At 52.8% G+C, this 15,673-nt stretch carries 12 protein-coding genes; 6 read left to right on the top strand and 6 right to left on the bottom strand.

The features are described from left to right. The first annotated feature begins 129 nt into the window (after positions 1-129). From KOR42_RS12005 to KOR42_RS11990, 4 genes are all read left to right on the top strand, one after another. Positions 130-1,476, top strand: coding sequence for a DUF1501 domain-containing protein (locus KOR42_RS12005; RefSeq protein ID WP_146509919.1), 1,347 nt, complete (start codon positions 130-132; stop codon positions 1,474-1,476). Continuing rightward, on the top strand, positions 1,473-3,095 hold the full coding sequence (locus KOR42_RS12000) for a PPC domain-containing protein (RefSeq protein ID WP_146509918.1): 1,623 nt from the start codon (positions 1,473-1,475) through the stop codon (positions 3,093-3,095). Before KOR42_RS12005 ends, KOR42_RS12000 begins: the two co-directional genes overlap by 4 nt. Before the next feature lie 41 nt (positions 3,096-3,136). Next, complete coding sequence (locus tag KOR42_RS11995; RefSeq protein ID WP_146509917.1) at positions 3,137-3,475, top strand: tRNA-binding protein; 339 nt, start codon at positions 3,137-3,139, stop codon at positions 3,473-3,475. Positions 3,476-3,613: 138 nt separating this feature from the next. After that, on the top strand, positions 3,614-4,999 hold the full coding sequence (locus KOR42_RS11990) for a hypothetical protein (protein ID WP_146509916.1): 1,386 nt from the start codon (positions 3,614-3,616) through the stop codon (positions 4,997-4,999). A gap of 172 nt (positions 5,000-5,171) precedes the next feature. On the opposite strand, the gene KOR42_RS11985 is transcribed toward KOR42_RS11990, so the two are convergent. From KOR42_RS11985 to KOR42_RS11960, 6 genes are all read right to left on the bottom strand, one after another. Beyond that, positions 5,172-5,456, bottom strand: coding sequence for a DUF427 domain-containing protein (locus KOR42_RS11985; RefSeq protein WP_146509915.1), 285 nt, complete (start codon positions 5,454-5,456; stop codon positions 5,172-5,174). 126 nt (positions 5,457-5,582) lie between these two features. Continuing rightward, positions 5,583-6,272, bottom strand: a complete 690-nt coding sequence (locus tag KOR42_RS11980; RefSeq protein ID WP_146509914.1) for a hypothetical protein — start codon at positions 6,270-6,272, stop codon at positions 5,583-5,585. 317 nt (positions 6,273-6,589) lie between these two features. After that, a complete protein-coding gene (locus tag KOR42_RS27855) occupies positions 6,590-6,742 on the bottom strand; it encodes a Trm112 family protein (protein WP_146509913.1) in 153 nt (50 codons plus the stop codon). A gap of 47 nt (positions 6,743-6,789) precedes the next feature. Then, a complete protein-coding gene (locus KOR42_RS11970) occupies positions 6,790-8,262 on the bottom strand; it encodes a glycoside hydrolase family 15 protein (protein ID WP_231740865.1) in 1,473 nt (490 codons plus the stop codon). Next, positions 8,231-9,448: a class I mannose-6-phosphate isomerase gene (locus tag KOR42_RS11965; RefSeq protein WP_146509912.1), complete on the bottom strand. Its 1,218-nt coding sequence runs from the start codon at positions 9,446-9,448 to the stop codon at positions 8,231-8,233. The genes KOR42_RS11970 and KOR42_RS11965 overlap by 32 nt, the downstream gene beginning before the upstream one ends. 105 nt (positions 9,449-9,553) lie before the next feature. Beyond that, on the bottom strand, positions 9,554-10,726 hold the full coding sequence (locus KOR42_RS11960) for a hypothetical protein (protein WP_146509911.1): 1,173 nt from the start codon (positions 10,724-10,726) through the stop codon (positions 9,554-9,556). 301 nt (positions 10,727-11,027) lie between these two features. Here KOR42_RS11960 and KOR42_RS11955 point away from each other — a divergent pair, with 301 nt between their 5' ends. Both KOR42_RS11955 and KOR42_RS11950 read left to right on the top strand, forming a co-directional pair. Beyond that, positions 11,028-11,375 carry a hypothetical protein gene (locus KOR42_RS11955; protein WP_197441085.1) on the top strand — a complete coding sequence of 116 codons (348 nt, stop codon included), beginning with the start codon at positions 11,028-11,030 and terminating at the stop codon, positions 11,373-11,375. A 486-nt stretch (positions 11,376-11,861) separates the two neighbouring features. Next, entirely contained in the window at positions 11,862-15,551 is a 3,690-nt protein-coding gene (locus tag KOR42_RS11950) for a class I tRNA ligase family protein (RefSeq protein ID WP_146509910.1), read from the top strand. Positions 15,552-15,673 lie beyond the last annotated feature (122 nt).

The raw sequence follows: 15,673 nt of genomic DNA, 5'->3' as shown, positions 1-15,673 counted from the left end.
ACGATGAGTCGTTTACAGATAGAGTTCTAACTGGAAGTATTAAGACACCCTGCGATACAAGTTTACATTTAACGATCCCACGAGTACGAATTCACCTGTTTGATTGACCGGCAATTTGGACATGAACTCATGAGCGCAAAACGAAACTGCGAGGGAACCTCCCGTCGAGACTGCCTCAAATTCGGTCTCGGAGGAATGCTTGGAACGGGACTCGTCGAGAGCCTTCGACGTCGAGGAAACGCGTCTGAGTCACTATCCGCACCGCGTCCTCAGGCAGACCGCTGTATCCTGATCTGGATGGATGGCGGCCCCACACACTTCGAAACCTTCGACCCCAAGCCCACTGCTCCCTCAGAGTATCGAGGGGACTTCACTCACACGAAGACAGCTGTTCCCGGAACGGTTTTCTCGGAACATATGACGAAACTCGCCGCGACACTCGGCGACTACGCCATGATCCGTTCCATTCGGCATGATCAGGGAAACCACGGAGCAGGCAATCACTACATGATGACAGGGGCTCCGCCGCGAATTCCCGTGGGATGCGGAGCTTATGTCAGTTTTCATCCCAGCATGGGATCGGTCGTTGCCAAGAAACTCGGAAAGGATAACGGCCTGCCTGCGTACTTCAGCATGCCGAGAATGTCCCGCTCCGGAGGCCCGAATTTCCTCGGAGCCCGGTTCGCTCCGTTCGTCGTTGCTGACGATCCCAACCGCGACAATTTTCGTGTTCGTGATGTCGCCATTCCAAAATCACTTGCCGAAGAACGATTCCAGGGACGCACTGATCTCCGCTCAAAAATCGATCAGATGCTTCGTCTCAATGATGAAGCTTCCGGAGATCCAGTCGCTGCCTTTGACGAATACTATCGTCAGGGATTCGATCTCGTGACATCACCCGATGCCCAGCAGGCCTTTGACATCGAACGGGAAGATCCCGAAACGCGTGACCGTTACGGGCGCGACAGCTTCGGACAGAGATGCCTCCTCGCACGTCGACTCGTCGAAGCCGGAGTTCCTTTCATCACCGTCTATGACGGCGGATGGGATCATCACAGCAACATCTTTGGCGCACTCCGCAAACGTCTCCCCAATTGGGATAATAGCGTCGCGACATTGATCCAGGATCTGAAAGAACGGGGACTTCTCGACACCACGCTCGTTGTTGCTCTCGGAGAGTTTGGTCGCACACCGAAGATCTCCACTCTTTCCGGACAGACAACACCAGGACGAGACCACTGGGCGAATGCCATGTCCGTCCTTATGGCAGGCGGCGGAACACCCGGAGGAGCAGTCATCGGGGCCACCGATCGCAAAGGATTCTCCGCCGTGGATCGTGTCCTCTTTCCCGAGAACTTTGTATCGACAATTTATACGAAACTCGGCATTAACCCCGACGAAATGTTATATACACCGCAAGGGCGGCCGACTCATCTCGTCAGTGACCCCACTCCGATCTCGGAACTGATTGCATGACCTCACGTGGACTGCCCTTCGCACTCGTTGTCTCGCTGCTTGCTCTTCCTTCCATCGCGGCAGGTGAACCCCCGAAAATCGACCGCCTGATTCCCTCGGGGATTCAACGCGGGACCAATGCCAGTATTCAAATCGTCGGAAAACCGGGACCAGATCCTCTGAAGGTCTGGTCACAAGGGAATAATCCTTCACGGGATACCTTTGAATGGTCCTTCGATGAAAAAAATGAGACCGCACAAGTCACCTGTGGGGAAGAAACATCACCCGGAGTGCACTGGATTCGTTTTTACAACTCATCCGGAGCGACGGAGCTGATGCCGTTCTTCGTCGGGACCATTCTGGAAGCAACCGAACAGGAACCGAACAACTCCATTTCCGATGCTCAAGTCATCGCGTCCGAATCCGTTCTCGTGAACGGACTTCTCGAGAAGTCCGGCGAAGTCGATACCTTCTCAGTCAATCTTCCGTCCGGTTGTACCTTTGTCGCTTCGATGCAAGCCAACAGCGTCCTCGGATCTCCGATGGATGGCATCCTCCAGCTTCTGGATGCGAAGGGAACCATTCTCGCTCAGAACGATGACGATCAGGGGTTCGATCCGCTCATCGCGTTCCCCGTCACAACTCCCGGACTATACTTCGTCCGAACATTTGCATTCCCAGCCCAACCGAGCAGCTCCATCCGCTTTGCCGGGGGAACAGATTATCTCTACCGATTGACGCTCACCACCGAACCGCATGTCGACTGCTGCCTGCCAATGACTGTCTCAACAGACGAAGTCACACCGGTGGAATTGTTCGGATGGAACCTTGATGAAAGCCATCGCCACATCTCTCTCAATCCTTCCGACGGAGACTCCACAACGATCTTCGACGGGCTCACCAATTCGATTTCGCTTCCGAAAGTCTCCGGGGAGAGCCTGACCGAGAAATCGAGCAGCGAAGTGGAACTTCGAGTCCCGTTTCATGTGACCGGAGTTCTCAACAGCCCCGAGGAAACCGACTCCTATTCTGTGCACTTCGATGAAAAGCGAAAAGTGACCATCCGCGTGCTGGCCCGCGAGCTTCATTCTCCACTCGATCCGGTGTTGTCCATCATATCGAGTGATGGAAAAGTTGTTCACGAAAGCGATGACCAGTCGCGAGAAAAACTCGATGTCGACACGACGTTCGACTTCCAGCCCGGACAGTATCAACTCTCCATTTCCGACCGATTCGGCGCCGGGGGCAACCGCTATTTCTACCTCCTCTCAGCCGAAGAAAAGATTCCCGACTTTTCTGCAAGCATTGCCGCCGAACACTACGTGCTGACGAACGATGAGGAACTCACGATTCCTGTCGAAATCGCACGCGAAGAGAAATTCGCCGAATCAATTCAGGTCACAGTTCAGGGGCTTCCCTCGGAAATTCAACCTGTTCAGGAGACACCTGACGACTCCGAGGAGAAGAAAGAGCCCGCGAAGTCCATCACCCTTCGATTCAAGAAACCCGAAGATCTCGATCCTTGGAGTGGACCGATTCAGATCATCTGCACGTCTGAATCCGGGATCGTTCACCCCGCAACTACAACCATCGGGAACGAACGGTTTCAGTCGAAATACTTGTGGTTGACAGTTCAATAAACTTGCTCGCAAAGACCTCGATCCAGCTCGGGAGTGAGTGAATGAGTTTCATCGATTGGTCGGACTTCGAACGTGTGGAGCTGCGAGTCGGAAAGATCATCGCTGTCCACGACTTTCCCGAAGCCCGAAAGCCAGCTTATCGACTCGAGGTCGATTTCGGAGAGGAGATCGGCGTCAAGAAATCGAGCGCTCCAATCACCGGGCTGTACACAAAGGAAGAATTACAGGGCCGACTCGTCATCGGTGTCACTAACTTCCCTCCCAAACAAATCGGTCCCGTCCGCTCCGAATGTTTAGTCACAGGGTTCGTTCGAGAAGATGGTCAAGTCGTGCTGGCTGTCCCGGATCAGGATATCCCTCTCGGATCGAAACTCGCCTGAACGCGTTGCGTGTTCGTTTCGGTTTGCGTAGTCGAGAACTTACAATCACTCGCTACTCATTCATTCAAACGAGTCCTCCGGCGAGGGCAACTCACTTCGACACGCGGCGCACGTGAACTGTTCTCGGAAGGTGAATCAATGGTCGGAATCAGCAGACGAAGTTTTCTGAGAACGGGAGCGGGAGTCGCACTCGGGGGAATGCTCGATGTGAATCTCTTCGCACAAACTCCGATCGGGGATCGTCCGGAGCAAGATCCCGCAGTGACTCTTCTGTATCCGCGAGACCGTGTTCCCCTCACCTTCATTATCGACGACTCTACATGTCTCGTGAACATGGGACACTTCTGCATCCCACAGTTTCAAAGCTGTTACCCCGATCGTCCCGCCTATCAAAAACCGTGGTGGACCTTTCCTCGTGAGATTCCCGACAGCTTCGTCAGAGAGTTCGGCGAGTGGTGTGCCGAGAACGGAGTCAAAGGCAAGTACAGCATCGTCCCCTACCCCTCCTGCGTTGGATGGCTCGATCGTGAACTTCCCGGGTGGTCGCGAAAGGATCTGCTTGCGAGTCTGAAACTTGTACAGGACCTGATGGTCCCCAACTGGGACATCCATCCCGAAATGATCACGCATACGCGTGTGATCAATCTCAAAACGGGTCGACCTTTCGATGAAATCAGCCCCGCGACCATGGAGAACTCATACCCTCGCGAGAAGAAAAGCGTCGACGAACTCGCTGCTTATCTCGCTTATGCACTGAAGATCCTCCAAAACTGCGACCTCCCCTGCGAAGGTGTCACCACACCCGGCGGGTTTGGAAATCTCGTCAAACCGGAACTGTCACTTGCTGCCCAGCAAGCCGTCAAAGACGTCTATAATGTGGAGATTCCGCACTACTTCAAGTACGTCATCACCGGAGACGAAAGCACCGAGCCGATCGTCGAGAACGTTTCCGGGCTGGGAACATCAGACGTTCAACTAACAGTGAACATCCCTGCGGGAACCGGAGACTGGTACGGTAGCTGGGAAGGAGACGTCACCCCCCAACCGGATCGCTACGCCACTGAAGATGCTTCCTCCGGTCGAATGGTCGAACTCATTGAGAAGGGGCAACCTGCGTTCATGCTTTGCCATTGGCCCGGCATGTTCTGTAACGGAAGCAAGATCGGATTCCGTGGCTTCCAGCGAAACGTCCGCTCACTCAACAGCAAATATGGAGATCGGACTCACTGGATGAAGCTCAGCGAGATTGCACGCTACTGGGCTTCCAAAGAACTGACAACCGTACAAGTGGCGGACTCAGTCATTCAGCTCGATGCTCCGTTCGCTTGCCCCGATTTCACTCTGCGAACAACTGCCTCACAAAGCCAACCGCCTCGACTGATTCACAATCAAGATCGACAAACACTGACTGAAGTTAAAAAACGATCGGAGTTAACTCCCGGAACCTGGCATCGTCAGGACAATGAAACCACCGTCTGTTTCGCTCTTCCGAAAGGGAAGTCGCAATTGAAACTCGACGGCTGAAACTCGACGGCTAAGTTCTCATTCGTCCGACGCCGCTTGTGTAAGAATCGATCGTCTAAAGCACTTAGCACTATCTGTTTTGGTTAGCACTCACTCGCACCAGCGAACTCAGCTTTTTTCTTGAAGAAGAAGTTCAAGCGAGTGCACAGGAAGGAGCGACTACTCAAATCGCTTATTCATCGACGATCTGAACACCTTTCCAAAACGCGACTCGACCTTTAATGTTCTCGGCCGCAGCTTTCGGATCAGGATAGTACCAGGCAGCGTTTTCGTTCGTCTCATCCCCGACTTGAATGGAGTAGTGGCTAGCGGTCCCTTTCCATCCGCACACTGTTTGAGTCGAACTCTCTTTCATCAACTCCATGTTCACCGACTCAGCAGGAAAATAGTGATTGCCGTCGACAACGACAGTCTCATCAGAATCTGCAATCACCGTCTCTTTCCAAATCGCTTTCATGAGTCTCTCCCGGATTCAACGCCTATTCCCAGGTTCTCAGTCTATACCAAGTCACCCTGACGCGTGTACTCGCCGAGACTGTTTGAACGGGAATCCTCGAAGCGACTCGTCCCAGCATGAGCAGAATCAATCCTCCACAATCTGAAACGCAGCCGCGTAAATTTTGACGGGAGGACCGATCGTTGTGGTCTCCCCGGGAGCTGCGCGGAAACAGGGATAGACATGCAATTCGAACTGATAGTTCCCTGGAGTTTCATGCGTCGGACCGAAGAATGTCCAGAAGGAAAGAACTTCCGGATCCAGGTTGAGTTTCACTTTCGGAATGCGTGAAGGGTCTTCCCTTTTGGCGTAATAAACTGCGGCTGGTTTTCCGGAAGGATGTCCCCGGTCGACTTGCACAGCTCCAGCGTATTGTGGAGTTTGCATCAGTTCCGTCAGCACACCCATTACAGGAACAATACACCCCGAAGCTGACGGCTCATTCATCCAATTCATCGGGATCTGGACAGCTTCAGCACTTTGGGCAGTTGAGCCTTCCGGATAAACGATTCCGACAAAGGGCCAACAACCGGGATCAGTTAACGGCAACTCTCCGAGCTGATCGGGAAGATTTGCTTGAGGCCGAATCTCAAGGAGGGCATAGAACCCCTCAGTCGGGCTTACAGTGATGGAATCATCAATCGCCTCACCTGATTCGATCTGGGCGAACTTTTCGATTTCAACGAGATCGCTTCGCTCCTTTCCGAGTGGACCGCTCGGTGCTTGCAAACAGCCAGACAAAAGTTGAAGACACGAGACAACAACAATGAGCGCCACAATGTGTGCTCGATCAGAATGAGAAAGTTTCGCTTCCATTGCGAGTCCCCAAGGCATTCCAAGTTTGCAGACAAATTAGATCAGTGACAAATCGTACGCTGCCGTCGCCGAATCTCACAAGAGCATTTCGAGTTCCGATCAGCCAGCTCGTCTTAACTCGATCAATTAGAAGTACAAGTTAACGTCCGCAAGCGTTAACACACAGACTCATTGGTGTAAAACTCTCTCTCACCGGGACGACATCGATTCGCCCAGTTAATCGCAAGCCCACATAAGATCTTGAGGAACAACCAAGTCGGCGTTGGTGCGCTTACGGTCTATTGTCGTCCGCCTTCACAACAGCCTTCGACAATTCCGCACCGGGGACAGACGAACTTCTGCTTGATCTCGTGCAGTGTTCCTCCGCAGCGAGGACAGACACATTGTTGTGATGAGGAAGCATCGGGGGTGGATGTTGATTCGTGATCCATGACTCAATGTTCTCCGATGAGGGCGGAAGATAGATTGTCGAGTTCACTCATGCAGACTGCAGCGACTGCTTCATCCAGTGCAGAGCCAAAAGCAGATTTCCCTGCGTCCAAAGCAGCGGGCAAATGTCATTGGGAATCCATTCTCCTGCTTCGAGGAAATACGACTCCGGACATCGATACGCACCGAACCGCGACACTGCAGGGGTGAGTTGACCGAGCGATCGCTGGAGATGATACAGCTGATGCTCGCGGTCTTTTACATCTCCGGATTCGAGATACAAGCGGCCATAAATCACCGACAGAATCGGATCGAAGATGCACCACTGCGCTTCCTGACCTTCTTTCAACAAAGCATCGCGCGAGGAGGTGTCTTCGCTGTAGTCGGTTGTTCGTTTATCGGCAGCGAGCAGCGTGCGATAATCGGCACACCAGTAGGAATCTCCGATATAGCGTCGAATGCCAATCGGACCAGAGAGATGACTTCGCACGTCCTCGGCGATTTGTCGCGTCATCTCTTCATCGAGAACGTCGAGCGGATACGCGAGAAACAATAGAGCCGCATCGTAGCGCCGATTCTGCGAGGGATCGGGTTGAATACACTCAGCGGGAAGAATTTCCGCGAGAGCGACGATCCCCTGTTCCTGGATGTTTTTAATCTCAGACTTTGTCAGTCCGGGAAGTTCGGACTCTGTTTCATCGAGCCAATATAGTAATTGTTCGAAACCAGCGATGACCGGTCCGAGGCTGCTGGCTTCGATCTTTTTCGTCTCCTCCCAATGCCCGCTGTCTTCATCCTTCCAGTACTCGATCGCATTAAGATACTTCACGATCAATGCGAGAAGCTGGGGCAGTTCGGGAGACGGTTTCAGGTCGCCACTTCGGAGGAACTTACAGATCAGCCAAAGCAGATAGCCAATGGCATCATTCTGAGCGTGAGCCCATTCTTCCTCGTTTTCTTCGAGGGCTGTTCCGTCGAAACGAATGTGCGGTCGAGCTTGAGCATCGGACGGGTCGGCGCGGCCTTCGATGATATCGACAAACTTATGCTGATACTTCGTATAGAACGAAACGAACGCTTCGACAGCCTGAACGGCAACATCTTTCTGTCCTGCGACCCACAGAGCGTGGGCGACATGAATGTTGTCGCGCACCCAGACGTTTTGATATCCCGTCAGCCCGAATTCCGCGTGGTCACCGGCAGCTGCTGAGAACAAGCCCGAGGAAAGCGTGGGAAATCGAAAGGTTCCCTGATCGTTCAGAAATTGCTCGACGCGGTCGATGTCAGCCGCTGACGACTTCTCGCTGAGCCATTGTGCGGGTGGTGTTTCCGTTCCGATTGCGTCCATCTCCCTCTCCTCCATGGCTGAGATTGGTGACTCTGCCAGAATTGGCCGATCACCAAAACACTCTGGTCGATGACGAGCACACACCGCCTGATTGAACATCTCGCTGGCCCCTTCAAAGGAGCCAGCGAGTGTTGCCTGAATGTTACTTCCGTGCATCTCCGACAGCTGGAGCACTCGGCTGTGCACCAGGACCGAAGTAGCGAAGACCAACAAGTGGTTCCTTGCCGGTATTCTTGATGGTTACTCCGCTTGTCGCTTTCTTCGCGGTCACGAACACTTCGTCTTCGGTCATTTCGCCGAATCGAATCATGACAGGCGACTGGAGGATCAAATCATCGATCAAGCCGCTTCCCTGCACGGTGATGAGGCTGAACGCTGCGCCATCTTTGATCGTGCAACTGGCACCGGGTTGAACCGTCAGTTCTTTCGCTGTGAAGAGTTGTTCTCCGTCAACGGTTCCGTAGACGATCCACTTGTCGACCCAGCCATCTCCTTCTTCGGAGACGATCGGCTCAAGATAGTTGGAATCCTTGAAGTTTGGATCGACGTTCTTTTCCCAGTCGAGGGCGTCGACCATATAGGCGTTGTCGTTGTGGAATTCTTCCGGGAAGTCCTTCGTCAGCAAAGCACGCGGAACTTCGCGACCTTCCACGAGGTTTTGATACATCCCGAAGACATCGCTTCCCCACTGCGGTTCATATGTGACAAGTGAACCGGGAGCGTGCAGCACACAAGGAGGAATCAGCCAACCTGTGCCAGGCTTCAGTCGATACGCTTTCGACAGATCGAGAATTCCGTTATCCCCCTCATTCCAGCGATCCAGGCAATCGATGACGTCTTGCTTGGTGGTTCCCGGTTCGAAGCCCATGAACGTGTACGGAAAGTTGTTTCCGATGGCGTTCATCTGAGGCGGGAAGTAATAGGATTCTGGCTTTCCTTCCTGACCGACCTTTGCTGCCTGCTCGGCGTTCTGATGCATGTGGTGAGGAATGGGGCCCATATTGTCGAAGAACTTCGAGTAGACAGGCCACTTGCCGTACTTGTCCCAGATGGCATCGCCGATGATCTCGCCTTTGAGTTCTTCAACGGCATCCCGGAGGAGGAATCGTTCGCCGCCGTGGACACAGTACGAGAGACCTTCGTCCCAGTTTCTGTTGTCGTTGGCTGCTTCCGTCGTCGAACCGAACCATCGCTCGTCGATTCCACCGCGATTCATTCCGTAGGCGTAATAGTCGTTCGGATGCAGCTTGAGTCGTCGACCAGGCTGCAGAAACGATCTCGGAACCCAGTTCGGTGCAAGGCGGAGAATCCCATCTGTGGCTGTCAGAGCAGCAGATGCAAGTTGTGCGACGTTCGCCATGAATCATCCTCAATTATGCAGATCAAATTCGGTTTATGAAAAGTGTCCCTGTCACTTGCCATCGTTCACAGGAGTGTGAGCATTCAGAATGCTCTTGAGAATCCGTCAATCCTTGTTCGATCGACGACCTCTTCCCCGTCGCTGATTGCTGCGACCTCCAGAAGAAGTTTTTCCCGACGAAGAATGTTGCTTCTTCGTATCGAGATAGGAAATCGCTTCTTCCCAGCTGGGAATCCCGGCGTATCGGTCTTTCTTTTTCGTCTTCTCCCGCTTTTCCTCGGGTGCGGGTTTCTCGGAAGCCGATTTGGCCTTCGGTCGAGTTAATTTCTCCTGAACGGGCTCAGCGGGACGTCTCTTCCGAGCAGGACGTGCAGAATCTCGTTGAACGTTCTTCTGCTTTGGTGCCCGCCGTTGAGGTGACCGTTGCGGCGAACGCTTCTTAGGTTGATCATCGAAATCGAGACCTGACCCGAAGTCATCATCGAAGTCGCTTGTCTCGTCTTCGTAGACCTCACTCGTTTCAGGCTGATCGAAGTCGTCGTCTTCCTCGTAAGAGTCCTCGTCGCTCACGGAGCTTTGAACAACATCGTCTTCAACTTGTTCCGGTCCGAGGATTCCTGAACCGAAGCCGTCGTCGTCGATGTCTTCGAATGCGACTTCCTTCTTACGTCCCGAAGGCTTGCGTTTTCTCTTTGGCTTTTCCGGTCGCTCTTCGGCTTTTTCTTCCTGAACAGGTTTTTGACGTCGTTTCTTCTTGGGACGAGCCTTTGAGGATTCTTCAGACGAAGGCTTTTTCTTTCGCGACGAACTTCGACGTGGAGCTTCAGTCGATTCGTCGAGTGCATCCCAGTAGGCGTCTCGTTCGCTCAACTCGACAGGTTGGATCTCTTCCTCCGGAGATTCTTCTTCCACAACTGAGTCGAAATCATCCTCGTCATCCGAAACACTGCTTTCGACCACACCAACTCCAAAGTCGTCATCTTCAGAGTCATCGAAGGGGCTGACGACATCGGAGCGAGGAGGTTGCTTCGCAGCCGAAACGATCCACGCCAACGGATCTTCTTCGGAATCAGTCGTTGCGGCTGGTTCAGGGGAAGCGGTCGGTTCAGGCTCAGTAACTTCCGGTTCGGGCATGTCAAATCCCAGATCATCGAGTCCCAACCCATCGACTTCGAGTGGCTCGTCGTCCTGGTCGGACGCATTCAGGTCGACACCCAGCAGATCGTGGGCCAGGGCTTCGACATCATCATCAGAATTTCGCGAGGGTTTCTTGTTCATAAAGAAAAATTACCGTGGTCCCAGTGCCGCTGCAAGACTCAAACACAAACGGGTTCTGAAGTGTTCAGAATCCCCAAAATGAGACAGAGAATTCGGAGAATCTCGTGTTGCCAGTTTGATCCGATTCAACATGCTTGACAGTCGATCCGATCAATTCAGTGCTCGACGGGAAAAAGCGGTTGACAACACCATTTCAATCGATTACTGACACGCGAGAAAAGAGACGTCCCCATGCGACCGAACGGCTGGCAGATGGTGGCCGGACAGGACGAAACATTTGAGATCGAGAAGGCTATAGAATATGACCATCACATTCGGAATGCGGTCGCCTCAAGCCGGCTCCCCCGAAGCTGAACAGTTGGACCAGGATTACCACTGGAACGCCATTGTCGCATCTGATGATGATGACATCGATGAATTTGACGATTTCGATGACGACGATGATGATGATGAAGACGACGACTTCGACGATGACGATTTCGAAGACGACGACTTCGATGACGACGACTTTGACGACGATGATTTCGAAGATGACGACTTCGATGATGATGATTTCGAAGACGATGACGACTTCGACGATGATGAAGACGATGACGATGATGACGACGACGACTTCGACAGCTTCGTGGACGATGATGACGACTTTTAAGAAGTCATGAATGCGTCCGTCGTCCTTCCTCGACAGCCATCTCCGTGAAACGGACTGATTCTCTCGGGCTTTTTGTTAAAACTGGATCAATTCGGCTGTCCAATCAAATCGACGACAACCCAACCTAGAAGCCTCTGAGAGTGCGTTTTCATCTCCAGAGCACAGCGATTCACACGAGCAATTGCAGTATTCAGCGGACCAAGAGTGCTCAGTTGAATCCAAAGCGACCATGAAATTGGTCGAAGAGTCGGCGAGGTGATTTTCGCCTCGGTGAAATCAAAAATTCGGGAACGCCGATGTCAGTCTTGAGCTCACATCGGCGTTCCCGCGTTTACATACCACGCGACGCGAGTATCATTCCGTTTTCGACGGAGAGGCCGCAGCGACGCGGACGCTTTTGCAGATTGACGCACATCTGCATCCGTGGCAATTCGCTCTCACTGGAAATCGCACCTCCTGCGTGCTCCCAAGTGGTTATTGAGAAACATGTTACAAAAAGTCGATCAAGCTCAGTTTCTTGCCGGTGAGCACGAAATGCTCCGCTTCTGGCGCGATCAGAATGTTTTTCGACTCTTGCAAGAGAAGAATCGGGGAAAGAAACCCTGGTCTTTCCTCGACGGGCCGATTACCGCCAACAATCCAATGGGCGTTCATCACGCTTGGGGCCGAACCTACAAAGACGCCTATCAGCGATATTTCGCGATGACCGGGCACGAACTCCGCTATCAGAACGGGTTCGACTGCCAGGGTCTCTGGGTGGAAGTCGAAGTCGAGAAGCAATTGAATCTCGGAACAAAGTCAGCCATCGCCGAATACGGCATCGACAAGTTCGTTCACGAGTGCAAGCGTCGAGTTCTGAACTTCGCAGCCCGCCAGACTGAACAGTCAATCCGCCTCGGCTATTGGATGGAGTGGGACAACCCCGACGAACTGCGGAAACTCGCGGACAAGATCGACACGGATGAAACCGTCGAACTGTCGACTCCGAAGGGCGTCGTCGAAAAAGGCCCTGCGGAACAACTTGTGGCTCGACTCGGCAATCCGGAATGGGGAGGAAGCTATTTCACATTCGCGACCGAAAACAACGAAACCATCTGGAAGTTCCTCAAGAAGTGTTTCGAGCGCAAAAAAGTTTACCTCGGGCACGATGTCATGCCCTGGGGCGGAAAATCGGGCAGCGCTTACTCACAGATGGAAGTCGCGGACGGCCGTAAGCTGACCACTCACAAATCCGTGTTCGTGCGTTTCCCGCTGGTTGACAAGAACAATTCAGCCCCGGGTGAGTCACCCGGGGCCAACGATGAGCAACTCGATGAGTTTCTTCTCATCTGGACGACGACTCCATGGACGCTCACGTCGAACGTCGCCACGATGATTAATCCCGACCTCGATTATATCCGGTTAAAAGCACAAATTCGCGGCGATCAAGAGCCAGCGATTTATTACTTCGCGAAAGACAACTTAAATTACAAACGTCTGGAAAGAGAGTTTAAGGAAGGTTTTGGTCGTCCCGAATGGCAATGGCCGGAAGGACTCCAAAAGCTAAAAACGATCGCGCAGATCTTTAAGGAACAAGGAGGTTTCGAAGAAATCGGCACAATTAAAGGTGCCGAGATGGTCGGATGGAGATATCAAGGTCCATTCGATGAACTCGATGCTCAAAAACTGCCCGGCGGTTTCCCGTCACAGCCGTCCACTGGAGAAGCCTCAGACAAACCAAGCTCCGTCGATTCCCATCGAGTTATCGACGGCGGACGCGATTTCAAAGGGAATGCGATCGTTGTCGCTGGTGAAGGAACGGGAATTGTTCACTCCGCTCCGGGTTGCGGGGATGTCGATCATAAAATCGGGATGGAAGTTGGTCTGCCCGCGATTGCTCCGCTCCGCGAAGATGGAACATTCAGCGATGGTTTCGGCCTCTTTACCGGCAAGAAAGCGGTCGATCCCGCCACTGCGGAGATGGTCTTTGATTCGTTAAAAGAAAAAGGGCTTCTTGTTTACGTTGAGACTTATCCTCACGTCTATCCGCACTGTTGGCGCACCGGTGAAGAACTCGTCTTTCGTCTTGTTGACGAATGGTTTATTAACATGGACTGGCGAGATGAAATTAAAGCTGTCACCGAACAAATTAACTGGATTCCGGAAAGCATTCAGGGGAAAGATCGAGAGTTGGAATGGCTGTCGACAATGCGTGACTGGATGATCTCCAAGAAGCGTTTCTGGGGTCTCGCGCTGCCAATCTGGGTCAACCCCAAAGATCCGACCGACTTCGAAGTGATCGGCTCTCTCGAAGAGCTGGAACGACGCGCCCGCGATGGCGGAGAAGGTTGGGACGAGTTCGAGGGTCACACTCCGCATCGACCCTGGATCGACAAGATCAAGCTGCGCAGCCAGAAAACCGGTGCCCTCCTCGAGCGCGTCGAAGATGTCGGGAACCCGTGGCTGGATGCCGGAATCGTTCCCTTCTCAACGATGATGTACAACCATGATCAAACCGAATGGCAAAAGTGGTTCCCGGCCGACCTCGTGACAGAATGCTTCCCCGGTCAGTTCCGCAACTGGTTCTATTCGTTGCTGTCGTTGGCAACGATGATGCGATACGACGAAACCGAGGACCCGAAGGAGAAAATGCCGTTTCGCAATCTCCTCGGACATCGACTTGTCATGGATGAACATGGCAACCCGATGCACAAGTCAGACGGGACAGCGATCTGGTTTGAAGAGGCTGCCGAGCAACTCGGTGTCGATACGCTTCGCTGGATGTACCTCGCTCAGAATCCCGCCAGCGATCTGCGTTTCGGTCTTCGAATCCCGCAGGAACCGGTCACTCTCGAAACAGTTGACGGTCCAATTTCCGAGACAAAAGAAGGGTTGCCGACCTGCAAAGTCACCAGCACCCCGGCGGACAACGTTCGTCGGCAGGTTCTCATTCCACTCTGGAACAGCTACGCATTCTTCGTGAATTACGCTGTCCTCGACGGATTCGATCCAAAGCAGGACCCGGTTCCTTTGCAAGAGCGTCCAGAGATCGATCGCTGGGTCCTATCGAGACTTCAGGAACTCACTCAAATCGCACACGATTCGTTTCAAGCATTTGATGTCGCTCGATTCATGTCGTCAGCGACTGAGTTCATCGATGAACTTTCCAACTGGTACATCCGCCGCAACCGACGCCGATTCTGGAAAGCTGTCGAACAAGGCCAGGATGGCGAAAGCAGTGGAGCCCCAGAATGGGACACCGATAAACTTGCCGCTTATCAAACGCTTTACGAAGTGCTTGTGACTCTTTCCAAGCTGTTGGCACCTGCGATTCCTTTCTTAAGTGAAAGGATCTATCAAAACCTCGTGTCGACTGACGACGGGACGAACCCCGTTTCCGTCCACTTGTGCGACTACCCGGAAGTGGACTCCGCAAAACTCGATCCCGAACTAAGCGCCCGCGTTCAGGCGATTCAGACACTTGTTCGAATGGGACATCGCTTGCGAGAAACCGCTGAACTCCGCGTTCGACAGCCACTCGCTGAACTTCGTTTTGCCTGTCAAGATCAGGCGGTTGCCGAAGCCTTAGAGCACTCACTCGACATCATTGGCGATGAGTTAAATGTTAAGTCGGTCCAGCGAGTGGGGAACCTCGACGATCTTGTGAATTACATTTTTAAACCGAATCTAAAGACCCTCGGTCCAAAGTACGGAAAACTGCTCGGCGCCATTCGTAAGCAGCTTCCGGAGATGGAAGGCTCTGAATTAGCTCCGTTGCGGAGCGGTCAATCTGTCACTCTCTCCATCAACGGCGAAGAAGTCGTTCTGGGTCCGGATGATGTTCTGGTCAGCGTCGAGCAGGCAACGGACTGGGCAAGCGCCGACTCCGAAGGAATTCAGATTGCCCTATCAACCAAACTGACCGAAGAACTGATCCACGAAGGAATGGCTCGTGACTTAATTCGTCACATCCAGCAACTTCGTAAAGACGCAGATCTTGAAGAGGACGATCGCATCCGTGTCTCGTGGTCATCGCCTGATAATTCCACTTTAATCAATCAAGTTCTGACAACCTGGATGGCCACAATTCTGACCGAAACGCGCGCCTCGGAAATTAACGAGTCTGCGGAAGAGGGAAAACCTGTCTCCGCCGGAGACGCTTCTGTCGTGTTGTCGATTACATCGATCGCTGATTAAGAAGATCGCTCGACCGGTATTATCAATCGAAAGTAAACTTCGACAATCGTTGTGTTATTTAAGAGCGGTCGCTGATGAAGTTCGAAGTCGCAGTCCGCCGTTTAGAGCAATTTCTGTTTTGG

The sequence above is a fragment of the Thalassoglobus neptunius genome (assembly GCF_007859735.1).
Classification (GTDB): domain Bacteria; phylum Planctomycetota; class Planctomycetia; order Planctomycetales; family Planctomycetaceae; genus Thalassoglobus; species Thalassoglobus neptunius.
The sequence above is the reverse complement of the archived record's forward strand: the minus strand, read 5'-3'. Positions and strand labels throughout refer to the sequence as shown.